General features: G+C 53.0%; 21 protein-coding genes. 7 read left to right on the top strand and 14 right to left on the bottom strand.

What is annotated here, in order from left to right:
* Positions 1-66: 66 nt before the first annotated feature.
* The 3 genes from FMR86_RS08865 (at position 67) to ade (ending at position 5110) form a co-directional block, all read left to right on the top strand.
* Positions 67-1557, top strand: coding sequence for a hypothetical protein (locus tag FMR86_RS08865; RefSeq protein WP_163350737.1), 1491 nt, complete (start codon positions 67-69; stop codon positions 1555-1557).
* Positions 1558-1569: 12 nt separating this feature from the next.
* Positions 1570-3306 carry a flagellar filament capping protein FliD gene (gene fliD / locus FMR86_RS08860; RefSeq protein ID WP_163350736.1) on the top strand — a complete coding sequence of 579 codons (1737 nt, stop codon included), beginning with the start codon at positions 1570-1572 and terminating at the stop codon, positions 3304-3306.
* 103 nt (positions 3307-3409) lie between these two features.
* Complete coding sequence (ade, locus tag FMR86_RS08855; protein WP_163350735.1) at positions 3410-5110, top strand: adenine deaminase; 1701 nt, start codon at positions 3410-3412, stop codon at positions 5108-5110.
* Here the strand turns inward: ade and FMR86_RS08850 are convergent.
* Positions 5107-7050: an aldehyde ferredoxin oxidoreductase family protein gene (locus tag FMR86_RS08850; protein ID WP_163350734.1), complete on the bottom strand. Its 1944-nt coding sequence runs from the start codon at positions 7048-7050 to the stop codon at positions 5107-5109. The two genes, ade and FMR86_RS08850, sit on opposite strands and share 4 nt — an antisense overlap.
* A gap of 210 nt (positions 7051-7260) precedes the next feature.
* On the opposite strand from FMR86_RS08850, the gene nifA reads away from it, so the two are divergent.
* Positions 7261-8856, top strand: a complete 1596-nt coding sequence (gene nifA, locus FMR86_RS08845; RefSeq protein WP_163350733.1) for a nif-specific transcriptional activator NifA — start codon at positions 7261-7263, stop codon at positions 8854-8856.
* A gap of 224 nt (positions 8857-9080) precedes the next feature.
* Here nifA and FMR86_RS08840 read toward each other — a convergent pair whose 3' ends face one another.
* The 12 genes from FMR86_RS08840 to nifH all read right to left on the bottom strand — a co-directional run bounded on the left by FMR86_RS08840 (position 9081) and on the right by nifH (position 21478).
* Positions 9081-9944, bottom strand: a complete 864-nt coding sequence (locus FMR86_RS08840; protein ID WP_163350732.1) for a hypothetical protein — start codon at positions 9942-9944, stop codon at positions 9081-9083.
* Between the two features lie 218 nt (positions 9945-10162).
* Positions 10163-11428: a radical SAM protein gene (locus tag FMR86_RS08835; protein WP_163350731.1), complete on the bottom strand. Its 1266-nt coding sequence runs from the start codon at positions 11426-11428 to the stop codon at positions 10163-10165.
* Positions 11429-11572: 144 nt separating this feature from the next.
* On the bottom strand, positions 11573-12931 hold the full coding sequence (locus tag FMR86_RS08830) for a nitrogenase component 1 (RefSeq protein WP_163350730.1): 1359 nt from the start codon (positions 12929-12931) through the stop codon (positions 11573-11575).
* A 198-nt stretch (positions 12932-13129) separates the two neighbouring features.
* A complete protein-coding gene (gene nifE, locus FMR86_RS08825; protein WP_163350729.1) occupies positions 13130-14491 on the bottom strand; it encodes a nitrogenase iron-molybdenum cofactor biosynthesis protein NifE in 1362 nt (453 codons plus the stop codon).
* 15 nt (positions 14492-14506) lie between these two features.
* Positions 14507-14974 carry a GNAT family N-acetyltransferase gene (locus FMR86_RS08820; RefSeq protein WP_163350728.1) on the bottom strand — a complete coding sequence of 156 codons (468 nt, stop codon included), beginning with the start codon at positions 14972-14974 and terminating at the stop codon, positions 14507-14509.
* Positions 14975-15038: 64 nt separating this feature from the next.
* Complete coding sequence (locus tag FMR86_RS08815; protein ID WP_163350727.1) at positions 15039-15341, bottom strand: ferredoxin; 303 nt, start codon at positions 15339-15341, stop codon at positions 15039-15041.
* A gap of 156 nt (positions 15342-15497) precedes the next feature.
* Positions 15498-16637, bottom strand: coding sequence for a radical SAM protein (locus tag FMR86_RS08810; RefSeq protein ID WP_163350726.1), 1140 nt, complete (start codon positions 16635-16637; stop codon positions 15498-15500).
* A gap of 112 nt (positions 16638-16749) precedes the next feature.
* Complete coding sequence (nifK, locus tag FMR86_RS08805; protein ID WP_163350725.1) at positions 16750-18123, bottom strand: nitrogenase molybdenum-iron protein subunit beta; 1374 nt, start codon at positions 18121-18123, stop codon at positions 16750-16752.
* A 12-nt stretch (positions 18124-18135) separates the two neighbouring features.
* Positions 18136-19773 (bottom strand): nitrogenase molybdenum-iron protein alpha chain, encoded by a 1638-nt coding sequence (gene nifD, locus FMR86_RS08800; protein ID WP_163350724.1) that lies wholly within the window; start codon positions 19771-19773, stop codon positions 18136-18138.
* A gap of 18 nt (positions 19774-19791) precedes the next feature.
* Positions 19792-20166 (bottom strand): P-II family nitrogen regulator, encoded by a 375-nt coding sequence (locus FMR86_RS08795; RefSeq protein WP_163350723.1) that lies wholly within the window; start codon positions 20164-20166, stop codon positions 19792-19794.
* Position 20167: 1 nt separating this feature from the next.
* The gene (locus FMR86_RS08790) at positions 20168-20515 is read right to left on the bottom strand and encodes a P-II family nitrogen regulator (protein WP_163350792.1); all 348 of its coding nucleotides are present in this window, start codon (positions 20513-20515) and stop codon (positions 20168-20170) included.
* 135 nt (positions 20516-20650) lie between these two features.
* Entirely contained in the window at positions 20651-21478 is an 828-nt protein-coding gene (gene nifH, locus FMR86_RS08785; RefSeq protein ID WP_163294721.1) for a nitrogenase iron protein, read from the bottom strand.
* A gap of 327 nt (positions 21479-21805) precedes the next feature.
* On the opposite strand from nifH, the gene FMR86_RS08780 reads away from it, so the two are divergent.
* The 3 genes from FMR86_RS08780 to nagB all read left to right on the top strand — a co-directional run bounded on the left by FMR86_RS08780 (position 21806) and on the right by nagB (position 24678).
* On the top strand, positions 21806-22912 hold the full coding sequence (locus FMR86_RS08780; protein WP_163350722.1) for a LeuA family protein: 1107 nt from the start codon (positions 21806-21808) through the stop codon (positions 22910-22912).
* On the top strand, positions 22909-23775 hold the full coding sequence (locus FMR86_RS08775) for a hypothetical protein (RefSeq protein WP_163350721.1): 867 nt from the start codon (positions 22909-22911) through the stop codon (positions 23773-23775). Before FMR86_RS08780 ends, FMR86_RS08775 begins: the two co-directional genes overlap by 4 nt.
* 102 nt (positions 23776-23877) lie before the next feature.
* Positions 23878-24678, top strand: a complete 801-nt coding sequence (gene nagB, locus FMR86_RS08770; RefSeq protein WP_239057186.1) for a glucosamine-6-phosphate deaminase — start codon at positions 23878-23880, stop codon at positions 24676-24678.
* Positions 24679-24685: 7 nt separating this feature from the next.
* Here the strand turns inward: nagB and FMR86_RS08765 are convergent, their stop codons facing one another.
* Positions 24686-25846 (bottom strand): 4-coumarate--CoA ligase, encoded by a 1161-nt coding sequence (locus tag FMR86_RS08765; protein ID WP_163350720.1) that lies wholly within the window; start codon positions 25844-25846, stop codon positions 24686-24688.

The raw sequence follows: 25846 nt of genomic DNA, 5'->3' as shown, positions 1-25846 counted from the left end.
AGCACACGTAAAAAAAATTTTTTTACGTAAACAAACAGTTTTATGGACCCAAAGCGGGGTACTTAAATGAGAATATCAACCAATCAGATTTTCAACATGTCGCTGGGCAACCTGAATTCAGCCATGAGTCGCATGGCCGAAGCTTCCATGCGCAACTCCGCCCAGAAGCGGGTTCTGCTGCCCTCCGATGATCCGGCAGCCATGGGCGGGATTATTAACTGCCGTTCTTTCGGGCTGGAGACCAAGCAGTATATCAAGAACATCAAGACCGCCACCAGCTGGCTGAGCCTTGCTGACGGGGTTCTGCAGCAGACCAGTACTGATATCGGGCGTATCAAGACCCTCGCCGAGCAGGCTGCCACCGGAACTCTTACCGCTGAGCAGCGTCGTTCCATCGGCCAGAACCTGCGTGGAATTATGGGCAACCTGCTCAATAAATCCAATACCGAGTTCGGCGGTAAATCCATTTTTGCCGGACATAAGCTGGATACCAATGCCTATGATCTGACCCTCTCCGCTACCACAACCGACCCCGCACTGCCTGCCGGGTCTGTTGTTGCGGTGAAAGGGGCTTCTGAGAGTTCCGTTGATGTGCGTTTCACTTCCGGCGGCACAGTGGGTACCGATACCATCACTTATAAATACAGCTCCGACGGCGGTAAGACATGGAAGAACGGGACTCTCAATCCCGGCGATACAGAACTTAATCTTGGTCCGGCCACCGTGGAGATGAAAAACGGAACAGCTGTTACTGAATTCACCGATGCAGGCGGAACCCGGCTTATCGTGCGTCCGGCTCTTGAATACAAGGGCGATGACAATGACGACCTTAACGTCATCAGATACGGGGATACGCAGGTTGACACCGCGGCGGACGGTAAATTTCATAGCGATGTGCTGGTGCGTATCGATAAGAACGGGGACGTGAACACTCCGCCCATTACTTATTCCTATAGCCTTGATAACGGAGCCAGCTGGGTCCATTCCAATGTTTCCGCCGACACCCGCCTTGAAGTTCCCGGCGGTTCCCTGACCCTGTCTTCCGGTGCCGGAAACACCTTCAGCAAGGGCGATCAGTTTGTGATCCGTCCCAATACCGCCGACCTGCGTCTTGATATCTCCCAGAGCCGTTCCATCCGGGTCAACAACATCGGTAAGGACATTTTCGGGGGAATTTATACAAAGCCCGGAGCAGCTAATCCCACTCCCTCCCCGGATGACAAAAACAGCAATCTTTTTGAGACCCTCGGCAGGCTGATCGGCTTTGTTGAGACCAACGACAAAAACGGCATCGGGAATTGTGTGGCCGAGCTTAAAAAGGTCCACGAACATGTGGAGATGCATGCCGCTGAAATCGGGGCGCGCATGAACCGGGCAGCCAGCGCGGAGAAGCTGGCTGAGATCCGCAAGGATAACAATACAGCCCTGATCAGCCGTCTTGAAGACGGCGACCTCGGTGAGCTGCTCAGTGAGCTGAACCAGAGCAAATTGATTTATGAGGCTGTGGCCCGCAGTTCGCGGATGATCTCTGAAATGTCTATCCTCAGTTACATCTAAGGGAGGGCGATCATGTCAGATGTAGGAACCGTCGGGGCACAGGTCTCCGCAGCAAAAACCACCTCCAGTTACTGGTCCGGCAAAACCAAGTTTGAAAAGCTCGGTAACGGGACCGATTTCGGGAAAATTGTTGAAAATACCGTTAAGCAGCAGGGTTTCCACCAGCGCAGGCTGAAAAACTGGAAAGCCCAGTGGGTGCAGAAGCAGAAAAGCCTCAAGGAACTCAACACCCAGATGGGTGAGCTAAGTACTGCATTGAAAAAAATGGACAGTATCGGTGAGTTCATGGGCCGGAAGACCTCTTCGTCAAACGAAGATTATGTGACTGCAACCGCAGACAGCTCTGCTCCGGCTGCACCGTACAGGGTTGAAGTAAAGCAGCTGGCTTTTAACGATATCTGGACCTCCAAAACGGGGTTTGCCGCTGAAAATTCGGTTGTTTCATCTACGGATACGAAACTCAGCATCAGTTGCGGGGGCAAGACCGCCAATCTGGACGTGCCGGCAGGGACAACTGTTCAGGGTCTGGTAAAGATGCTCAATGCCACTACCGAGCTTAAAGGCAGGGTGAATGTTGAGGCTGTAAAGACTGCAAACAACGATTACAGGCTTAAGTTCAGCAGTCTCAAAATGGGTGCGGATAACTGTATAACCTTCAACAGTTCAACAACCTTGCCTTGTCTTCAGCCTGCGTCCATGACCCACCTTCAGCAGGGGCAGAATTCAAAGATAAAAATCGATGGATTTCCCGAAGGTGCAGACAAATGGATAGAGCGGGACAGCAATACAATCACGGATGCGTCCAAGGGATTGACCTTGAACATAAAAGTGCCCACTTCGCCTAAGTGGGTTATGATTAATGTTTCAACTGATGCTGAAAAGGTAATTGAGAATGTTCGCGAATTTGTGAAGCAGGTAAATGTGGTCCGCAAGGCCTTGCGCGATATTGCCAAAGTCAATAAGGAAACCAAGGAAGGGGCGGTTCTGACAGGGAACTACGGTGTTCAGCTTGCCGCGCACAGGTTTAAGGATATTACCGCAACTCAGGGAAGCGGGTTCAATAATTATGATTCATCAACCGGGGCGGGAGACAAGTATAATACTCTCAGGACTCTGGGTATTGAAACTGATACAGATCAGAGTTCCCCTAATTTCGGTCTGCTCAAGATTGATGAAGAGAAATTTCAAAAAGCCATGAAGGATGACCCGGAAGGAGTGGCGAAGCTTTTTGCCGCTGACTATGAAGCCGGAACCAGTTCGCCCAACTTTGCAGTTAAGTCGCTGATCAAAGGGGTCACCAAGGCCGGATCTTATGAGGTTTCTTATACGGTTTCCGGCGGCAGGGTCACATCCGCCTTCATTAACGGCAAGGCTGCCCGGATTTCCGGTTGGGAAATAACAGCGGACGATATGGCCGGTATGGGTATGTCTATCCGGGTGGATAACAAAAATGATGGAACATATACCGGAACTGCGGGCATCAAAACCGGGAAGACCATTGAAATGATCGAGACTCTCAAAGATATGACCAATGCCAAAACCGGCATCCTGAACATCATCAGTGAAAACTACAGCGGCATCATCAAGAATATCGACAAGAAGCTTGATTATGAAAAGGAACGGCTGGATAAATTGGAGAGAAGCCTGAAAGCAAAGTACGCCCGTCTTGATGCCGTGCTGGCTAAGTACGGCGGCAAAATGCAGATGCTGCAAAGTCAGGTTGCCAAACTGGGAGGAGGTAAAAAGTAACCTCTTTTTTACCCGGCAAGGCTGTTATCTCCGGTAGAAAGGTGTTAAAATCAAGGCAGAGTCTTCATTTTACGCCTGCTATTATATCTGCCGGAGGTTTTTTATGTCGCTGTCTCAAATGATTAATCTGGCCCGTGGTAAGGGAAAAGCTGATCTGGTTATCCGCAACTGCCGGGTGGTCAATGTACTCAGCGGTGAGATTCATGAGGCTGATGTAGGAATTGCCGGGGGAGTCTTTCTCGGGTTCGGTAATTACAAGGCTGAACGTGAATTTGATGCCAGGGGCCGCTTCCTGCTGCCGGGGCTGGTGGAAGGGCACATCCATATAGAATCCACTCTGCTGACCCCGCCCCGATTTGCGCAGGCTGTTGCCGGGCACGGCACTGCCGCTGTGGTCTGTGATCCCCATGAAATTGCCAATGTGCTGGGGCGTGCGGGTATCGAGTATATGCTCAAAGCTTCCCGCGACCTGCCCGTATCTATTTTTTTCATGTTTCCTTCCTGTGTTCCGGCCACCGGGCTGGAAGATTCCGGTGCCCGGCTGCGGGCCGTTGATGTAGAGCATTTCCGGCGCATTTATCCGGAGCGCATTCTGGGACTGGCTGAAATGATGAATTTTCCCGGCGTGCTTGCCGGGGACCCGGAGGTCCTTTCCAAGCTTGAAGTTGCAGCGCGAAGCCCCATTAACGGGCATGCCCCTTTACTTTCGGGCATGGACTTGAATGCGTATGTTCTGGCCGGGCCGCGCAGTGACCATGAATGTTCACGCGTTTCCGAGGCAATGGAAAAATTGCGTGCGGGCATGCATCTGATGATGCGTGAAGGTTCCCTTGAGCGGAATATGGAGGATCTGCTCGATTCGGTGAATGAATTTAATGCGCAGAATATTTCCATTGTCACCGATGACCGCAACGTACTTGATCTGTGCGAGAACGGACATCTAGATTACGGGTTGCGCCGTGCGGTGGCTCTTGGCATGGACCCGCTGCGGGCGGTGCAGATGGTTTCCATTAATCCGGCCCGCTATTACGGGCTGGACGGTTACGGGGCTGTTGCACCGGGGTTCCGGGCCAATTGTTTTCTGGTGGATGATCTGAAGGATTTTGCTATCAATCAGGTTTTTTTAAGCGGCCTGCCCTTGGAAGAGTATAGTTTTGAAATTGCTAACGGTTTGCCCCCGCGCAGCTCCATGAATGTTGGCTTGCAAATTGATGAATCCATGTTTGAGCCGGATAAGGGCAGCGGAAAAATCAGGGTAATCGGAGTGACTCAGGGGCAGTTGCTGACTGAAAATCTGGAACTGGAGCCGCTGCTCAATGATGGCGTCCCCGTAGCTGATCCCGCACGGGATATCTGCAAACTCACGGTTATTGAAAGGCACCGGGCCACAGGCCATCATGCCACCGGATTTGTTAGGGGGCTGGGCCTTTCCCATGGAGCCATTGCCGGGACTGTGGCCCATGATTCACATAACCTGATTGTTGCCGGGATGAATAATGCGGACATGGTACTGGCCGCTCGTGAAACCGTTGCCATGGGCGGCGGCTTTGCGGTTGTGCGTGAAGGGAAAGTTCTGGCGAAACTCCCCCTGCCCGTAGCCGGATTAATGAGTGACAGGGGACTGGATGAAGTGGCCGACGGAGTACGCGGACTTGATTCAGCAACGCAGCAATTGGGTTGTTCCTACAATCCCTTTATGCTCATTTCTTTTCTGGCCCTCCCGGTAATCCCCAGCCTGAAACTTACAGACCGGGGATTGGTGGATGTGGATAAATTTGATTTTACCGGATTGTGGGTGGATTAACTCCGTTTGCCGCCATGGGGGTAATTTTCCAGCCTCCACATGGGCGGGCCGTCCCATTCTTTGCGGGCCGGGATTTTTTTTAATCCCTGTTCCACAAATTCCAGCCTCAGTTCTTTGAGCCGCTCGGGGCTGGGGCGGCCTTGTTGGTCGTAGCCGCGCAGTTCGTAATAGCGGCTTAAGTGTTCTTCGTGCTTTTGCAGATCGGCCTGACCTTCCGCACTGTCCCGGGTTTCCGGTTTCTGGGGCATGCAGTCATCCTTGCGGCTGGTGCCTTGGCGGATATTGAAAGCATGTTCCAGCGCGTATACGCGGTCCGCTGCCTGTTCCAGTTTTTCGGCGGTGTAATTTTCGCCTGTTGCTGCGGTAAGCAGTTCGGCCAATCCTTCAAATATCGGTTTTTTCCAGACCAGCGGCATGGCACTGATCCAGTTGTTCACCGCACCCTTGCAGCGTCCGATGCAGTCGGTGAGTGTTGTCATGCGTTCGCCCACGATTACTGCCGGGGCCGGATCGTCATCCACATTTTCCAGCAGTAGCCCCTGTTCCTTTAAGATGGGGAACATATCCGGGTCCGGCTGGCTGAAGGCCCATGAGCGTCCGCGCAGATGATCGGCCCCGCGGGTGGAGGTGGCGTGGGCCAGCGAGAAGACTCCACTGGGATAGGGCCCGCGCGATAACCCCTTTACATGGTAACAATAATCCATGGCCTGCCCGCCCAGCCGTTTGGCGAGGGTGTACATGCCTTCGGCCACCAGATTGCCCAGTCCCTGCCGCATGGCGGTACGATGCAGCAGTTCAATCTGGTCCGCGTGGTTTTCCCAGCTCAGGTCCAGTCCGTCGGTGAGTTCTTCATCCAGCAGGCCGCGGCTGTACAAATCCTTGAGCATGGCCACGGTATTTCCAAGAGCCAGCACATCCATACCGTAGATATCACAGATATTTTCCATTTCCATAATCGCCACCGGATCGGTGACTCCGCAATTGGTACCGAGACAGAAAATATTTTCATATTCCATGGCCTTGCCTGTTTCCCCGGCCCGGTTTCCCGAAGGGATACGGTAGTGGTCCTTGCAGCGCACATGGCAGCCGTGACAGCCGTGGCGTCCCTGCGAATATTGCTTCCATGCTTCGGGACGTAAATCTTCCGGGACATCTTTGCCTTCCCAGAATTTTTCGTAATTGCGGAATCCCGGCTCCCACATCATCATGCCGACGTGGGTGCCGTACTGCCCGACCATTTCACGCTGGAAATCGGAATTGCGGAAGAATTCGCGGTCTTCGGCGGCAAGCTTCTTGTAAGTATCAGGGTCAGCCAGCGAAACCCGTCCGCTACCCTTGACCACGATGGCCTTAAGTTTTTTGGAACCGAGTACCGCCCCGGAGCCGCGGGCCGCAGAAGCGTATTTATCGACCATGGTGGTCGCCACCCGGACCAGATTTTCCCCGGCCTGTCCGATGCAGGCCACACTGGCGGATTTGCCGTGCTTTTCGCGCAGGATATCTGTGGTTTCCCAGACTGAAAGCCCCCAGAATTCAGCGGCATCGCGCAGCTCAGCCCGCTCATCTTCTATTAGAAGATAGCTGGGGTGCCCCGCCTGCCCACGGATCACAATCTGGTCCAGTCCGGCCCGTTTCATCATGAAGGCCATTGCGCCGCCCGCATTGCCGTCACCGAGGATTCCGGAATAGGGGGAGAGTGTGCTGACTTCTACCCGGCTGGTCAGTCCCAGCGGGGTGCCGGAAAGGGGGCCGGCACCGAGGCAGTACACATTTTCCGGGCCGAGGGGGTCAATGTGCGGTTTTATCTCATTGAACAGCACCAGCGAGTTCAGTCCGCGTCCGCCGATAAAATCCCTTGCGATGTCAGGGTCAAGTGCTTTCCTTTTGATTTTTCCGCTGTCCAGATCAACCCGTAAAACCGATCCTGCCCAACCGTGCATAGAGCCTCCGCTGTTATCAGGAAATAATTCTCACTATTTAATGTATATCATGTTCATGGAAGCGGGGGCAACTTTTCCATTAATGTTCATTGTCAGATGGTAATTTACATAAATGTGAATGGATTCAAAAATGTATTTTGTTTAAAGTCTTGAAATAAAAGGAGTTGTCCTTGGTGTGCATAATGGCACTCCCTTTGCTTAACTTCAAATATGTATCCTTCACTGCACGGACTAAAGCTATCGGCGCTACTCGCTATCTGTCAGGCTATCGAGCAGGCGCTTGATCTCGAGTCCGCCCTTGACGGAGTGCTCAGCATTCTCTCAGAGAACCTGAGCATGAAGCGGGCGACAGTGACCCTCTACGACCCGGAAACAAGGCAGCTTTCCATCAATGCTTCCTACGGTCTTTCCCTTGAGGAAAAACAGCGTGGGGTTTACCGCCTTGATGAAGGGGTCACCGGGCGCATTTTCCAGACCGGAGAGCCGTACTACGTTCCCGACATCAGTAAAGAGCCGCTCTTCCTCGACAAAACCGGGGCCCGCAAGATTGAGCGGGCCACAACCGGATTTATCGGGGTGCCGATCATCCTGCACAGCGACCCCATCGGGGTGCTCAATGTGGACCGCATCTTCGGTGATGAAGTGGCTGCGGAAGAGGATGTTGATTTTCTGAAAATTGTGGCCACCCTCATCGGACAGTTCATCAGTCTCAACGAAAAAATTATTGAGCGCGAAGCTGCCCTCAAGCGCGAGAACACTTCCCTTAAATACCAGATTTCAAAAAAATCCAAGGGCCTTTACATTGTCGGGCAGAGTTCGGCCATGGTCGAGGTGCAGCGGCAGTTGGAAAAGGTCGCCCCCACCAAGGCCACAGTGCTGCTGCTCGGTGAGTCCGGGGTAGGTAAGACGCTCATAGCTAAGATTATCCATGAGCTTTCCGATCGCGCAAAGCATCCTTTCATCAAGGTCAACTGTGCCTCCATCCCGGAAAATCTGCTTGAATCGGAACTATTCGGTCATGAAAAAGGTTCTTTTACCGGGGCGGTCTCCACCCGTCCGGGCCGCTTTGAAGAGGCTGACGGCGGGACAATTTTTCTTGATGAAATCGGCGAATTTCCCATGGCTTTGCAGGCCAAACTCCTGCGCGTGCTGCAGGAAAAAGAACTGGAGCGTATCGGATCAAACAAGACCCGCAATATCGATGTGCGTATCCTCGCCGCCACCAACCGTGATCTCGGAGTGCTGGTGGAGCGCAACGAATTCCGGCTGGATCTCTATTACCGCTTGAATATCTTTCCCATCACCGTTCCTCCGCTTAGGGACCGCAAAGAGGATATCACCGGGCTGCTCAATCATTTTATCCAGAAAATGGCTGATGATTACGGGCGCAAGATGTTCTTCACCCCGGCGGCCCTTGATTCGCTAATGATTTACGACTGGCCGGGCAATGTGCGCGAAATGCAGAACCTGCTGGAACGGCTGGTGATCATGTCCGATTCCGAATACATCACCCTTGAGTTTCTCAAGTCCTACCTCGCACCGGGGCAGCGTTCAGTGCCCGGAAGTTCCGGCAGCGAAGTCAGTGCTCCTGCAGCAAACGACGCGCTTCCTCACTGCTCCTCGCTCAAGGAAGTGGAGCGCAATGAAGTGGTTGCCGCCTTGGAGCGCAGCGGCTGGATTCAGTACAAGGCCGCCGAAACCCTCGGGCTTTCCGCCCGGCAGATGGGCTACCGGGTCAAGCGTTACAGTCTTGAGTCCATGATTGCCGAAGGACGGGCGCGTTTGCGGCGCATGAAAAGGGCTTAACAAATTTCCTGACTGGCTATGTTGTGATCATAGGGATTACAACGGAAAAGAGAAACGGTCTTTCTGCATCGGGTGGAAAGACCGTTTTTTTCAGACGTCTTATAAAGCACCATCTGCGGCGTTGCTGCAAAAAAAGCTGAAACTCACGTATGTCTATATACGCTTCGTTTCAGCTTTTTTCTTGCGCCTTGCATCTGGTACCTTCTAAGACGTCTGAATAATTTTTAGTGATGGCAGGCTTTGAATGCTTTTCCTTTGTAATTGTATTCCCATGACTCGCGGAAAAGAATCTGGCGTGCTTCGGGGAATTCTTCCTGAATTACCACATCATGCCGTCCGGCGGGATGGGTCCACATGGCACTTCCGCCGCCCCATTTTCCGGGGATTTCCATAATGATGGTGTCTTCCTCGTCGGTGGGCCGCCAGTGTTTCAGCTGCTGGCCGTCGAAAATGGCCCGTCCGTCAGGCAGGATTACCACTGAAGCACCGGAAGGAGCCTTCCATAATCCCCAGGCCCAGCAGCCGCCGATATTTCTGAAAGTACCGCTGGTTCCCTTGTTTTTTGGGGAATCGTAAGGGGTGTCTTCTTTGCTGCTGTCTTCGGGGAAATTCCATGTTTTCAGTGAATGGCGAACCAGTTGTTCGGCTTCACGGTCATCATCGGGATAACTGCCCTGAAAAATGTAATTGATTCCGTTATGGCGGCTGGCAGCCAGCAGGGATTCAACTGTTTTGCCGTTGGCCTTACCTTCATATTCACGGAAAATTGCCGGGCCGCCGGAAACATGGCCCTTGGTTTCTGTCACTTTTTTATGCAGCGGAAAACCCTGCTGTTTCAGGGCGGTTGTCCAGTTATCCAGCAGATTTTTCAGCGGAATTTTATTTCCGGGGGTGACGTAAAGTTCAACACTGGCATCCAGTGAAGGGGAGATGCACTGCTTCACTCGGTTATCCCCGCGTGCGGCCTGATTGTCGCTCCAGCCGGGCGGGCAGTTTATGCCTTTGGATACGTCCTCGGCTGTGGCCGGTGCGATACTGAGAAGGGTGAATGTAAAAAACAGAAGTATGGTCTTCGCAGCTGCTTTCATTTGAGTGCTCCAATTTTATTTTCAACAAACATAATCGGTTTTGCAAAATTTTGCCAGAGAATGAAGTCTAAGTCAGGAGAACTTTGTTCGCGTTTATCAAAGGTGAAGCCCCGGCAAGAGCAACTTTGCCGGGGCTTCGCAGTGTAATTTATAGAAACGGAGCATTTCTATAAAATTTTATTTTGTCCATAAGCAGCGATCTGCTGCGTAAATTTATCCTACCCACACTTGGTTCCCGTTCCGGTACAGCAGGCGTCAGCGATAGAGCCGCGCCGTCCCTTATGGATATCCATGTTTCCGCCGCTGTAAATAGTCGTCAGCGCGTCCTCAATGAACCCTCCGATTACATGCGGCTGCACGCCGTTTTCAGCCAGCTTTACCTGCGGGGTTTCCCCGATGGCAGCCGCAAGCACTGCGCGACAGTCACTGAGCGTTGCTGCAAGGTCGGTCCAACGCTGCGGACCGCATCCGGCTTTAGGGGCGGGACGTTTCTCAACGAGCTTGAAACCTTCTCCATCTTCGGCCCAGATGTGGAATTCCCTTGCTTCGCCAAGATGCTGGTTGACCAGCATGCCTTCGCGGGAAGCAACCGCCACATACGGGCGCGGACCTTTCACATCAATGGGTTTCAGTTCGGAGCATGATTTCAGGGTGCCGCAGAGAGCCACGGATTTATCGTCGCCCAGCAAACCGACAGCGTCAGCACGGCAGCGGCGGCAGTGGGTCATCTGTTCAATGACTGCGCCCGCTTCCTTGCGCAGGGAGTTCACAAGCTTCTTTCCCGGTTCTTCAAGTTCAGCGAAAGGAGTCTCAGCTGTAGGTTTGAGCGGGATCATGTTCTGGATGTCCGCGCCCAGTTCCGCCGCCACGCGGGCTACTTCAGCTATGTGATGATCGTTGATGCCGGGGATGACAATGGAATTGACCTTCACGGTAATGCCCCGTTCCTTCAGCCCTTTGATAGCTGCAAGCTGGCGTTCCAGCAGCACTTTCGCGCCTTTTTCGCCGCGGTAGACTACCTTGCCGTCCTTGACCCATGAATAAATTTTCGCACCGATGGTCGGGTCTACCGCGCTGATGGTGATGGTCACGTGGGATACGCCAAGCTCCTTCAGGTCATCCAGATATGGCAGGATGCCCATGCCATTGGATGACAGACAGAAGATCAGCTGCGGGTGTTTTTTATTGAGCAGTCGCATGGTTTCCAGAGTTTCCTCCGCGTTGGCAAAGGGGTCGCCGGGACCTGCGATACCGGCCACGGTGATGCGCGGTTCTTTTTCCAGCACTGCGTCCATATATTCCGCAGCCTGAAAAGGTTTGAGCACACCGCTGGTCACGCCGGGACGAGATTCGTTCACGCAATCATATTTGCGGTTGCAGTAGTTGCACTGAATGTTGCACTTGGGGGCTACCGGGAGATGTACACGTCCACAGGAGCCTGCGGTTTCTTTGTTAAAGCACGGATGTTTGGTGGTATCTTTCATGGTATATCTCCTTTAAAAGAACAACTTATCTAATATCCAGCGATGAAGCCCAACTAAAACGTTTTGGGATTCTTAAACCCTTTTGGAAAAGGGTTTAAGCCGCCGGAGGCATACTCTTTCATAAAAAGCGCGTAGCGCATCAAATCACATGTAGCCGTAACCGACCGGGTTATCGGCCTGTTTCTTTTCGAGCATGGCGTTGACGATGAGGTCGAAAAGGTACTGCGTGCCCTTGTAGCCGAGAGTGGGGATACGCTGTCCGCCGAAGCGGTCATGGACCGGGAAGCCTACCCGGATGAGCGGGATGTTCCATGCTTTAGCGTAGCGGTAGCCTTTGGAATGGCCGATGAGCAGGTCGGGTTTGAGTCCCCCGGCCCGTTCGGCGATGTCGTGGAAATCAACGCCTTCGTGGATCTCCGGGGTGGTGCGGCCCACGCCTTCAGTTACGGCTGTGATGGCTTCAGCCATACCTTTTTTCTTGGCCCCGGACCCGGCAAGGATCACATCCACGCCGATCTCAGCCAGAAATGCGCACAGCCCGGTTACGAGGTCTTCCTCGCCGTAAACAACAGCCCGCTTGCCGAAGATGTATTTGTGTCCGTCCACGTAGGCATCGATGAGCCTACCCCGTTCGCGCTGGTAACGGGCGGGCATCTCTTTGCCGGAAATAGTTTCAAGGGTTTCGAAGAGTTTGTCGCATTCGCGGATACCCATGGGCAAACCGATACGGTGGTTGGTCACCCCGAACCGCTCTTCAAGGCTGGTTCCGCCGCTCTTGGTAGGTACACAGCGGCCCAGCTCGATGGTGGCAGCCGCGCCGGACATTTTCTTGATTTCTTCCACCGGAGTTCCGCCCACCGGAATCTTCATGTAATCTTCCAGTGCCGGACCATCGAGGGTTTCGGAAATATCAGGCAGGATGGTCGCCTTCAGGCCGAAGTCCTCGCAGATATCAAATAGGTGGCGCACATCTTCACAGGAAACTAGATTTGGCAGGATGTTCACATGTCCGTCGTTTTCCGCCTTTTCAGTGCAGAGCTGTTCGACCATGGAACGCACCGCGCCGTGCCAGCCGTCCATATGGGTGCCGTTGTAACTGGGGGTTGAAACCTGCACTATGTCCGGTAGATCAAGATCTCCGAATTCTTTGTGGAATTCATTGAGATACATGGGGACGTCATCACCGATGGTTTCGGTGAGGCAGGTGGTCGCCACACCCACGATCTTCGGCTCGTACTTCTTCATTACGTTCAGGATGCCCTTTTTAAGATTCGGGCCGCCGCCGTATACAGCGTGCTTTTCACCCAGTGCGGAAGAAGCGATATCCACAGGTTCACGGAAATGGCTGATCACATAGCGGCGCATGTAAGTGGCGCAGCCCTGTGAGCCGTGCAGGAAGGGAACGGAGCCTTCCACACCTCGAAAGGCCAGTGATGCGCCGAGAGGTGTGCAGAGTTTGCAGGCATTAGTGGTCGATGTATAATTTTTGCTTTTGGTAGTCATATTTGAACTCCTGTGCCTCCGGCGGCTTAAACCCTTTTGCAAAAGGGTTTAAGAATCCCAAAACCTTTTAGTTTGGCTTCGCCAGCGGCGTTCGTGAGTTTGTGCGTGAAATTAATTTAAACCCTTAGGGTTTCCAAAGGGGATTATCCCCTTTGGCCGCCGGAGGCGAAATGCGATCATCAAAAAGCGCGAAGCGCATCAAATCTGTTTCTTCGCTCTTCGAGGAACAAAGTTCCAGACCGGGCTCATTGCTGAAGCGTGAATTTCGCGGGCGAAATTGAGCATGCCTACGAAACCTTCCAGGGCTTCCTTGCGCTCGTGGTTGTGATCGCAGAATCCGACTCCCATCTTGAAGGCGATGGGCCGTTCTTTTACGCCGCCGACGAATATGTCCACGTCCTTTTCTTTAATGAATGCGGACAATTCCAGCGGGTTGGCGTCATCAACTAAGATGGTGCCGGGATCGGAGATGCGTTCCAGTTCAGCGTAATCTTCCTTGGTTCCGGTCTGGGAACCGACCATGACTACTTTCATGCCCAAGTGGCGGAAAGCCTTGAGCAGGGAGAAAGCCTTGAAGGAACCGCCCACGTACATGGCGACTTTCTTGCCTTCGAGATCTTTGCGCATGCGGGCCAGTTCGGGCATGAGCTTGGAGAGTTCGTCGCGGACGAGATCTTCCGTGCGTTTGACAATGTCCGGGTCGACATCCTTGAAGAAATCAGCAACCTGATAGAGGGAATCGGCCATGTCTTCGATGCCGAGGTAGGATACGCGCATAAAGGGCGTGCCGTATTCCTCTTTCATCATTTTTGCCAAGTCCAATGTCGCACCCGAACACTGTACAAGATTCAGGGCCGCCCCGTGGCTGCGCCCGATATCCTTCACACGTCCGTCACCGGTAATGTTGGCAACGACTTCCACCCCCATCTTTCTGAAATATTCGCGGATGATCCAGATTTCCCCGGCAAGGTTGAAGTCGCCCAAGATGTTTACGGAAAGAGGGGAAATGTCGGACGTTTCTTCGGTGCCCACCAGTTTGAACATGGCTTTGCAGGCGGCGAGGTAGCCCTCGCGCTTGCTGCCCTTGAAACCTTCGGACATGACCGGAAGTACGGGAATTCCTTTCTTCTCGCTCATCTTTCTACAGACCGCTTCAAGGTCATCGCCGATGATGCCCACAATGCAGGTGGAGTAAACGAATGCGGCCTTGGGACTGTGGCGGTCGATGAGTTCATCAAGGGCCGCTTCAAGCTTTTTCTCTCCGCCGAAGATTACGTCGGTTTCCTGCAGGTCGGTGGAGAATGAGAGGCGGTGCAGTTCCGGGCCGCTGGAGAGCGCGCCGCGGATATCCCAGGTATAAACTGCACAGCCGATAGGACCGTGGACCAGATGCAGGGCGTCTGCGATGGGGTATAGCACCACCCGCGAACCGCAGAAAACACAGGCTCTCTGGCTTACTGCCCCGGCGAGTGATTCCCGGTTGCAGGCCATGTCCAGTGCTCCCTCGCCCGTGCGGTGGATCTGGTCTTTGCGTTCTTCTAAAATTGTATATTCATTCATTGCTTTGCTCCGTTGCTATGCGTTCATCTTGCGAAGACAGATCAGGTTGGTTTCAGACCAGCCGATCTTTTCGTAGAATTTCAGGGCCGAGGTGTTTTCGCAGTCTGCCAGTAGTTGCAGCCGTGTTGCTCTTTGTTCTTCTGCGAATCCGAGAATGGCTTCCATAAGCATGGTGCCGATCCCCTTTCCCCGATGATCGCTGCGCACAACCACATCCTCCACTAGGATGGACGGGCCGCCTTCAGCAGTTGAGATTACAATCTGACCGGTGCACATGCCGACCACTTCACCCATATTTTTGTCCATATCTTCTGCAACAAGGATGCGTGCCCGGGGATTGCCCAGCAGCATCCTTAAACCCTGCATCTGTCTGCTTCCATCCACTAAAAAGTCCTTCTCGACGGAGAAAAGAGATTTCAGCAGATCGGTCATCGGAACCAGATCAGCGGAGTTGGCGTTACGGATATGAACTGTGGCCGGCATATGCTCCCTCTATGTTTTCCAAAATTCAGAAGCGTGAATTTTGAAATTTGAAGTATTAAGTTAATTAATCCAGCAGGTAATCTGCGCAGGGTTCTCCGTCTTCAAGGCCGTCGAGGATTTCGTCGATCTTTTCCTCTGAGTCCACACCCTTGAACCACCAGTTTTCCGGCTGGATCACGAGGATGGGACCGTTGTCACACTGCTTCAGACAGCTAGTGGCCACCACCAGAGCGTCGAGACCTCGGTCGATGGTTTCTTCTTCGATGTATTGCAGGAATCCATCGGTCTGCTTGTGGCAGATGCCTTTGGGGTCGCCCGCAGCGCGGAAACTCTGACAACAGATGATCATTCTTTCGGGGGTAGCCATATTTTTATCTCCTCAGATTATTTGATGCGCTTCGCGCTTTTTCTTGAAAAATTTGCCTTCGGCGACCCTGCCGGGGGCCTTAAACCCTTTGAAAAGGGTTTAAGAATCCCAAACTTTTTTAGTTTGGCTTCGCCGCTTTGTTTGTGACGACTCTGCTTACTTCTTGCACTTGCCTTTTTTGCCGCCGCCGTAGAGGACGTCGACAGTGCCTTCTACGTTTTCATCAGTCAGGATTATCCTGATGCCGTTGGCGGAAAGTACTTTTCTGGGATTCTTGCCAGCCGAGGCGCAGAGCAGCACGAAGCAGTCATCCAGCAGTTCAGCCAGCTTTTCCCAGCGGGATTCCCCGCCGCCCGGTTCCGGGGTCTCTCTTGTTTCAAGCAGGCAGGCCAGACCGTCTGCACGGGGGCCGAAAATCATGAGTTTATGGGCGTGACCCAGATGCATATCGATATCCATACCGCTGGAACTTGCCACCGCTACATTGGGGCGGCTTTTGCTAGGGCTGGGCATGGTACTTGATTTCGGTTTTTCCAGTTCAATGGATGCTCCACATCTGGGCCACGGCTCCATCAGTGCAATATGTTTTGCGGCGAGTTTACGGGCTTCTGCAATCTGCTCGTCACTCACTGCGGAAAATTCGTTATCTTCGGATTCAGTGGACGGGATGAAAGGAATCAGGCCCATGATATCCGCGTCCAGTGTTTTTGCTGCAATGGCAATGTGTTCAATCTGGTCTATGTTTTCGTTGTAAATTGTTGTGTTGACCTTCACGGTCAGTCCTGCTTCCTTGAATGCCCTGATAGCTGCGGCCTGTTCTTTCATGAGCAGCTTGCAGGCTTCGGGCAGGGGGACATTCTTGGTTGACGGGCGAATCCATGCATAGATTTTTTCGGCGGTAGCTGAATCCGCCGCGTCCACCAGAACAGTGATGTGGGAAATATTAAGTTCTGCCAGTTTTTCAGCGTACTTTTCGCCGTTTATACCCAGAGTAGTCAGGCAGAGGGACATGCGCGGGTACTTGTCGCGGACCAGTTTCAGGGTCTTGTAAGTGGCTTCGAAATTAGCCAGCGGATCGCCGGGACCGGTGATGCCCACAACTTTGATTTTTTTGCCGGATTCGATCAGCTCATCAAGCATATTCAGCGCATCTTCGGGCATAATTGCCGCAGGCTGTTTAGTCATGGGCGCAAAATTGGTTCTGCAAAAAGTTCTGGGAGCAACCGGAAGGTGAACACGGGCTACGGAAGCGCGGGCGGAAGGTCCGAAACAGGGGTGTGAGGATGAGGTAGTCATCGGTTTCTCCTTAAAAAGCGGCGAAGCCCTATTAAAAAGTTTTGGGATTCTTAAACCCTTTTTCCAAAAGGGTTTGAGGCCCCCGGCAGGGCCGCCGGAGGCCTACTGGTAATTAAAGTACGAGTTCGAATGTTTCTTCGGGGGAATCGCGGTCTTTGCGATCCAGCAGCAGTCCGAGAATTTTTTCCAGCAGTCTCAGGCCGCCCTTGTAACCCACGGTGGGGAAGTACTGATGCCCCTGACGGTCAGTGATGGGGAATCCCCAGCGCAGGAACGGTATGTCTTCGTCGCGGGCAATGTATTTGCCGTAGGAGTTACCCATGAGCAGGTCCACAGGCTCGTTCTTGATCCACTGGTGCATGAGGAACATGTCGCCCTTTGCTTTGACCTTGCATTCGTAAGGCATGTCGGCAGTGAGTTCCTTGATCCGTTTTTCGAACTTCTTGCCGGGGGTACCGGTAACGACGTAGACCGGGCACATATCGATGGAACGGAGGAATTCCACCATGGAAATGAGCTGGTCGGGATCACCGAAGATGGCGACCTTTTTGCCGTAGAAGTACTGGTGCATGTCGGAGATGAGGTCCACCAGCTGTCCACGCTCGTAGGAGATGGAATCGGGGATGGAAACTCCGGCCACAGTGCGCAGTACATCGATAAAACGGTCGGTTGCTTTCAGGCCGAAGGGCATATCCAGCACGGTACAGGGAACCTTGTGCTTGGAATCCAGCCAGCGGGCCGCGTCTGCGCTGCACCATTCACCGAGGGCGATGGTTCCGGTAGCCTGTCCGGATTCTTTGAGCTCCTTGATGGTCACGCCGCCATCGGGGAACATCTTGTATTCACCGCTAAGGGGACCGTTGAGCACACCGGAGGTATCCGGGAACATGGTGGTGTCCACGCCGATCATGGAGCAGAGACGTTTGATCTCTTCCATGTCGCAGGGTTCCACCCAGCCGGGGATGATGTTGACTTTGCCGTTCTTCTCTGAAGAAGGCTCAGCCAGCTGGGCCATGGCTTTAACCATGTTGGAGAAACCGGTGACGTGCGATCCCACGTAACTGGGAGTCGGTGCGCCGAATACGGTTTTACCTTCGGGGATCTTGCCGTCCTTGGTGGCCTTGGTGACGATCTGTTTAAGGTCATCACCGATGGTTTCGGAAAGGCAGGTGGTATGCACTGCGATCACTTCCGGTTCGTAAACCGTGAAGATGTTGTTGATGGCCTGAATAAGGTTGGCCTGTCCGCCGAAGACAGATGCCCCTTCGGTAAAGGAGCTGGTCGCTGCGGAAACGGGTTCTTTATAGTGTCTGGTCAGCATGGACCTGTGGTAGGCACAGCAGCCCTGTGAACCGTGGGAATGAGGCAGGCAGCCTTTGATTCCCAGCGCGGCATACATTGCGCCGATGGGCTGACAGGTCTTGGCCGGGTTGACGACCAGTGACTTGCGTTCTTTGATTTCTGTGGGTGTGTGTCTGAGTAACATGTCTAAATCTCCTTATTCCCACACGAAAGTGGCGGTGAGCTCGGGGTTTTCCTGCCACGGGGCCTTCATGTAGCTCCAGACCTTGCTGCCTACGAGGCGGTCGATTTCCTTGTAAAAGTTGATCGCGCCCTTGAATCCTGCGTATGGTCCGCCGGAATCGTAGCTGTGCAGCTGTTTCATGGGTACGCCCAGCTTCTGGATGGAGTACTTTTCCTTGATGCCCGCGCAGAAAAGGTCAGGTTTGAGCAGTTCCACCAGTTTTTCAGCTTCGTACTGGTTCAGGTCGTCAATAATGATTGAGCCTTTATCCATGTCCGGGTTCAGCCCGTCGTAGTGCTTGAATTCGTAGCCTGCATCCTCAAGTGCTTTGATCTCTTCAGGAGTTTTGCGCGGCTTGTAGTATTTTTCATCAGCTTCAACATCGAGCTCTTCAATGTTACGGGAGTCCGCGTCCACTTTGATGTCCGGGATTACACGGCGGCCTTCATAGTCATCGCGGTGTCCGAATTCGTAACCTGCGGAAAGGGTCTTCATGCCCATTTCATTGAACAGTTCCTGATAGTGGTGTGCACGGGAGCCACCGACAAAGAGCATGGCGGTTTTGCCTTCAGTGCGGGAACGCACGTCCTTGGCAATGGCTTCGACTTCGGGGAGTTCCTCGGCAATCACTGCTTCGATCTTGTCGATGAGTTTTTTGTCGCCGAAGTATTCGCCGATTTTACGCAGGGACTTGGCAGTTGCTTCCGCGCCGATGAAGTTAACCTTGATCCACGGGATGCCGTATTTGGTTTCCAGCATGTCGGCCACGTAGTTGATGGAGCGGTGACACATTACACAGCTGAGGTCCGCGTGCTGGGCCGAGGCGAACTGGTCATAGGTCGAGTTGCCGGAGAAGGTTGCGATGTTGGTGATGCCGCATTTCTTAAGGACACGGTCGATCTCGAAACCGTCGCCGCCGATGTTGTATTCACCGAGCAGGTTGATCTTGTATTCTTCTTTGCGCGGTTCTTCATTGGTTCCCACCAGATGGGTGAAAACTTCGTTGTTTGCGATATGGTGACCGGCAGACTGGGAAACACCCTTGTAACCTTCACAGGAGAAGGCAAAGACATTACAGTCGCCGAATTTTTCTCTCATCTTCTTGGCAACGGCGTGAACATCGTCACCGATCAGCCCTACCGGGCAGGTGGAGAAGATACAGATGCCCTTGGGATGGAAGAGGTCGTAAGCTTCCTGAATGGCTGCTTCGAGCTTCTTTTCACCGCCGAAGATAATGTCCTGATCCTGCATGTCCGTGGAAAAGCAGTAGGGCATGTAGTTCTCGCCGTCAGGGCCGGCAGAGGTCTGGTTGCGGCGGGTCAGCCAGGAATAGAATCCGCAGCCGATGGGACCGTGGGTGATATTCACGATGTCGCGGGTGGGGCCCATGATAACGCCCTTACAGCCTGCATAGGTGCAGCCGCGCATGGTGATGATACCGGGAATGGTTCTGACGTTGGCGACTATTTCAGGCGGTGCTTCGCTTTCGGTCGCTTCGTTGATCATAATCTGTTTGGCGCGCTTGCGGGCAACTTTCGGCGGATACTTCTTCAGAAGTTCATCCTTGATGTCCGCCGGGTCCCACTGCACCACTTTGGTCTTGCTACTCATAATAATTCTCCTGAGTGGTTAGGCGATGGACTTCGCGCCTGTTTCTCCGGTTCTGACCCTGACAGAGTCGCCTACGGGGCAGACAAATATCTTGCCGTCACCGGGTTTTCCGGTTTTGTTGACCTTGATGATTTCTTCCACCACTGCGCTGACTGATTCTTCGGGAACAACAGCTGTCAGAATGCGTTTGGGGTAGAGCTTGCCTTTTTCACCGAGGACTGCGGCGGCTTCTTCGTAGCCTTCTTCCGCGCCCTCAAGTACTGCAGCGTTTACAAAACCTTTTCCGCGGCCCTGTGCCTCGTGGGCGAAGAAAGCATCTATGCCCGCTTCGGTGAGGGCGTTTTTGGTGCGGTTCATCATGTTCATCCGCACAACTGCGATGACCTCTTTCATGCTAAGCCTCCTCTGCCGGGGCCGCTTCGTTTACACCGGAACTGATTGTGTAGACGTCTTCAACTTCGGTTACGAAAATTTTACCGTCACCGAACGCGCCTTTTGCGCCGGATCTTGCCGCGTCCATTACGGTGTTGATTACGAAGTCTTTATCTTCAGCCTTGACCACGCTCATGAGCATGGTTTTGGGGATTTCGTCGTAGGTTACTTCGCCGATTTTGATGCCGCGCTGTTTACCGCGGCCTGCAACGGAATATTTGGTTACTGCGGGGTAGCCGTTGTCCATGAGCGCGGCCAGTACGTCGTCCGCTTTTTCCGGTCTTACAATTGCTCTCACCATGATCATGATTTGTTCTCCTTATCTAAGATGCCTCCGGCGGCCCTCCGGGGGCTTAAACCCTTTTGCAAAAGGGTTTAAGAATCCCAAAACCTTTTATTGGGCTTTGCCGCTTTGGCTTGTAATTTTCGGGGGTATTTTAATTTTCTAAGCTTCCATCAGGCCGTAATCGAGGAGCAGCTGTTCCAGTTCTTCGATTTCCAGCGGGGTGGGTACGACGAACATTTCGTTTTTGTCGATGGCGTCGGCAAGGCCCATGTAAGCGGTGGCCTGCGGTACGCTGTCGTCCCATTCAATTACGGTTTTACGGTTGATTTCCGCGCGCTGTACGTCGTTGTCGCGGGGTACGAAGTAGATCATCTGGGTGCCCAGTTTTTTAGCCAGTTCTTCGATCATCTCTTTTTCGTTATCAACGTTACGGGAGTTGCAGATCAGGCCGCCGAGGCGTACTCCGCCGGATTCAGCGTATTTCATGATCCCTTTGCAGATGTTGTTTGCTGCGTACATGGCCATCATTTCACCGGAACAGACGATGTAGATTTCTTCGGCTTTACCATCGCGGATGGGCATTGCGAATCCACCGCAGACAACGTCACCGAGTACATCGTAGAAAGCGTAATCAAGGCCTTCGGATTCTTCGTATGCGCCGAGGTTTTCCAGCATGTTGATGGAAGTGATGATACCGCGGCCTGCACAGCCGACTCCGGGTTCCGGACCGCCGGACTCAACACACCAGGATTCACCGAAACCGGGTTTACGGATATCCTCAAGTTCCACGTCCTCACCTTCTTCACGAAGGGTATCGAGAACGGATTTCTGGGCCAGACCGCCCAGCAGCAGACGGGTTGAGTCCGCTTTGGGGTCACAGCCCACGACCATTACTTTACGGCCCATGGTTGCCAGTCCGGCTACAGTATTCTGGGTGGTGGTGGATTTTCCGATTCCGCCTTTTCCGTAGATTGCTACCTTTCTCATTTTTTTCCTCCATGTGGTTTGGATTAAATTTCGTTGTTGCTGACTCTCCTAAGGCAATCCGTGTGCCAAACGTGTTTTTACGTCTTAAGTGTTTGAAATAGTGGCTTAAAATATGGAGAATAAAGAAAAGTTAAGACCTGCGAAAAATGTAGATTACAGCTCAATGTATGTACAAAATTGTAGGAAGATACATTTTCGTAGGTTGCGTAAGGAGAGGGCGATGGGCAGGGATGTTATATAAATTAAGGTAGATAGAAGGATGTGTGATTTTGGCATTGTTCATGCTTAATGGATTTTGAACATTTAAATCCATATTGGAGCATTATTATGTTGATCGATACCACCCTGCGTGAAGGCGCACAGTTATTCGGGGCTTATTTCAATCTGGAAACCCGCAAGCGCATCGCATCCTCACTCATTTCCATGGGCGTTGATGAGATCGAGCTGGGCTGGGTCGGGCAAGATGATCTTGCTCCTTTCGCGGCCCATGCCCTTACTTTGGGCGGGGATACCGAATTAAGCGTCTGGTCCCCCTGCCGGGAAAGGGACATTGAGACTGCGGCGGAGCTTGGCCTCAAGCGCATCAATATTGGAGTTCCGGTTTCGGATCTGCACATTGAGAAGCGTTTGGATTCCGACCGGCAGGAGATTTTGCGCAAGCTGGCTGCGGCTGTGCGCAGGGCCAAGGAGTGCGGATTTGAATATATTTCCGTGGGCCTTGAGGATATTTCCCGTGCGGATGGCGACTTTGCCCTTTCCATGGCTTTGCATGCCGAGGTCTGCGGGACTTCGCGGGTCCGGCTGGCGGATTCGCTGGGGCAACTCACTCCCCTTGCCATGGAAAAACTGGTCAGGAAATTTAAAGCGAAGCTGAATATTGATATTGCCGTGCACTGCCACGATGATTTCGGTATGGCTACGGCCAACTCTTTCACAGCACTTGAAGCGGGTGCTGACTACGCTGACTGCTCAGTCATCGGCATCGGCGAGCGTTCCGGCATTGCCGCTACCGAAGAACTGGTGGCCCGGCTGGCCCTGCGTGAGGGCAACTCCCGTTATTCCACAACTGTGCTCAAGGAAGCCTGCATGCTGGTGGGAGCGGCGTCCAAGGTTGCCATTCCGCGCACCAAGGCTGTGGTGGGTACCGACATCTTTGCCTGTGAATCCGGGCTGCATACCCATGCCCTGAGTAAATCACCGGAGCTTTTCGAGCCTTACGATCCTGATTCCGTGGGCACTGCCCGCAAAATGGCTGTGGGCGGCAAGAGCGGACGGGCCGCAGTGCGCAATGCCCTTGATGAATACGGCATTGATTGCGGCACAGACTCACTTTCCACCCTCACCGAGGCTGTGCGTCAGCTTTCCCTGCGCCTTGAGCGGCCTCTGACCCGCAGTGAATTCATCAAGCTCAATGACGAGGAGGTTTACTCATGAACACCATGAGACGCACATATCTGACTGAAGCCGGGGAACTTGTAGCCCAGCACACTACCGACGATCTGCGCCGCAAAACCCTGCAGCCGGTACAGACCTATGCCAACGGCACAGTTAAGTCCCTGCCGCTGGAAGAGCGCACCCCTGTCTTCACCCCCTTGGGAATCGTTGAAGCTGAGCTGGTTACATTCTATAAGTCCGGGAAATTGAAACGGGTCTTTCCGCTCAACGGAAAGCTTTCCGGCTACTGGACACAGGAAGATGAAGGGAAGCTGGTTGATCCGTTAACCATCGATACCCCCGCAGGTCCGCTTACAGCCAGGGTTATCAGCCTTTGTTTTTATGAGGACGGAAAATTGCGTTCCCTGACCCTCTGGCCGGACGAAAACATCACCGTGCAGACCCCGGTTGGTGCCATCAAGACCCGCGTGGGCATCAGCTTCAGTCCGGGAGGCCGCATCCGTTCCCTTGAGCCTGCCCAGCCGACCCCGCTTAAAACCCGCATCGGCAAAATCACCGCCTTTGATTCCGATGCTGTGGGCATCAACGGCGATCTGAATTCACTGGTCTTTGATAATGAAGGGCAGGTGGCATCACTTTGCACCAGTTTAAGCATGGTCAGCGCGCGTCATTATTCCGGGGCGGAATTTATTTTTGTACCTGAATCTCGGGAGTCCCTGTGTTCGGAAAGCGAGCAGGAAATGGTCCCCATGCGCATGCTTTTTGATGATCAGGGCATGGAAATCAGCGTGACCCCTGATGCGGAGCCATCCTACGTGGATTTTGCGGAGTATGAAATCAGCACTGCGCCGTACCTGCCGCAGCTGGATAATTTGTCCAAAGGTTTAATCTGTTCGGTCTGATGCGGGTGAAAGATTTCTTGTCGCCGGGTAATTTCATCCCTTGTCCGCAAGCGTTCTCTCCGTTAATCTGTTCATATTTTGTTCGGATAACTCAGGGAGCGCATGATGAGATTGATTCCGGTTCAGGAAAATCCCGGCTGGTGGGCGGCCCATTATATTGCCCGCAAAATCAATAGTTTTTCGTCTGAAACGGGAAAGCCGTTTGTGCTTGGTCTGCCCACAGGCGGGACACCGCTGGGCATGTACCGGGAACTGGTCCGGCTGTATCAGTCCGGTGAAGTAAGCTTTAGGAATGTGGTCACCTTTAATATGGATGAATACGTGGGGCTGCCGGAAGGTTGTGAGCAGAGCTATCGGCATTACATGTACGAGAATTTTTTCAAGCAGGTGGATATCCCGGAGGAAAGTATCAACCTGCTTGATGGCAATGCGGCATCCCTTGAGGATGAGTGCGCCGCTTATGAAGAGAAAATGCGCAGCTATGGCGGGGTTAATCTTTTTGTGGGCGGAGTGGGGATAGACGGCCATATTGCCTTTAACGAGCCGGGGTCATCGCTAAGTTCCCGCACCAGAATCAAGACCTTGACCATTGAGACCCGCAAGGCCAATTCAAGGTTTTTTGGGAATGATTTCGAAGCTGTTCCTCGCTATGCCCTGACCGTGGGAGTGGGGACTCTACTTGATTCCGAAGAGCTTTTGGTGCTTGCTTCGGGACTGAATAAGGCTCTGGCGGTTTCTTATGCAGTGGAGGGGGCGGTTAATCATTTGTGGACTGTTTCTGTCCTGCAATTGCACCGTAAAGGTATTCTGGTCTGTGATGATGAGGCTACAATGGAGCTAAAGGTTAAGACACTCAGGTACTTCCAGCAGATTGAGTCTAAAAATTTGCTGGACCCCAAGTAGCCGTTATTCACCAATCACAAAGTTTGCCCATGTCTGAAACGGGCAGTGCCGGGCCGAAATCATATTTTCCGGGCATCTCGAAACGGGAAAGTTTATCAATCACCAGATTGCGCAGTTCTTTTTCAAGGGCTGCGTTTTCTGTTTCAGATGCTGGAACTATGAAAATTTTCAGCCGCTCGCCTTCTTCCGGGCGCATGAGCCGTACGGAGCATTCTTTTACCTTCGGCAATTCCCGGAATATTTTTTCCACCCGGGCAGGATAAACATTGATCCCGCCCACTTGTACTGCCTTGTCTGTGCGTTTCAGGGGGCTGAACCGCTTGCCCTGCCACTGCAGATTGTCCTGCAGTTTATGGGAACGTCTGGTCCCGTCCATAGAAGTTCGTACGATTGTCGAATCCCCGGTATTTTCCCAATGGTCCAGCAGACTGTACATTTGCGCCGGATCATGGCGATAGCCCACGCCTCCGGTTTCCGATGAACCGTAGACTTCGGTCATGCGGGCCAGTCCCTGCGCTTGCAGGCCGGTGATGGTCTGCGCCGGGCAAGGGCCGGTGGAAGTGACCCCGAAAACATTTTCCGGGAAGCGGCAGTCCAGCTTTTGCAGCTTGTTCCAGAGCAGGGGAAAGGCAATGATCAGATCTCCGCTGCGCATTTTTTTGATCTGTTCCGCACCGGGCAGCGGTGGCCAGTATTCAACCGGGATATCGAGGGCTTTGGGCAGCAGGATGGAAAAGAGAAAGCCGTAAATGTGGTGCCGGGGCACAAAGCTGACGATCTGTTTGCGGTCAGCAAATAGTTTGGCAAGGGAGTGGATTTCCTGTTCAAGGTCCGCGAAATCGGATTTGGCAGGCACAGGAGTTCCGGTGCTGCCGGAGGTGAAAAAAGTCAGGCTGTGCGGCCTTCCATTTGTCTGCTTGAAAACTCTCTCAGCCATTCGGGCGATGGAATTCCCGTAGAGCTGTGCCGGATCAACACCGAATTGGGTGGCGATCCGTTCAAGAATTGCTTCCGGATTCTGGAATATACCGTCACCGGGGATGAAGCCGTCAGCAAGGGACTGGCCTTGGCAGAGTTCAAGTTTCCGGCTGTAATCCATTTCCGCCAGCAGGGCGGAGGAGATCATTTCCCCTATGTCCTGTGTGGTAAGTGTAAGTGTTGCAGACAT

Source organism: Desulfovibrio sp. JC010 (assembly GCF_010470675.1).
GTDB lineage: Bacteria > Desulfobacterota > Desulfovibrionia > Desulfovibrionales > Desulfovibrionaceae > Maridesulfovibrio.
This window is presented reverse-complemented; position numbering and strand designations above follow the sequence as displayed.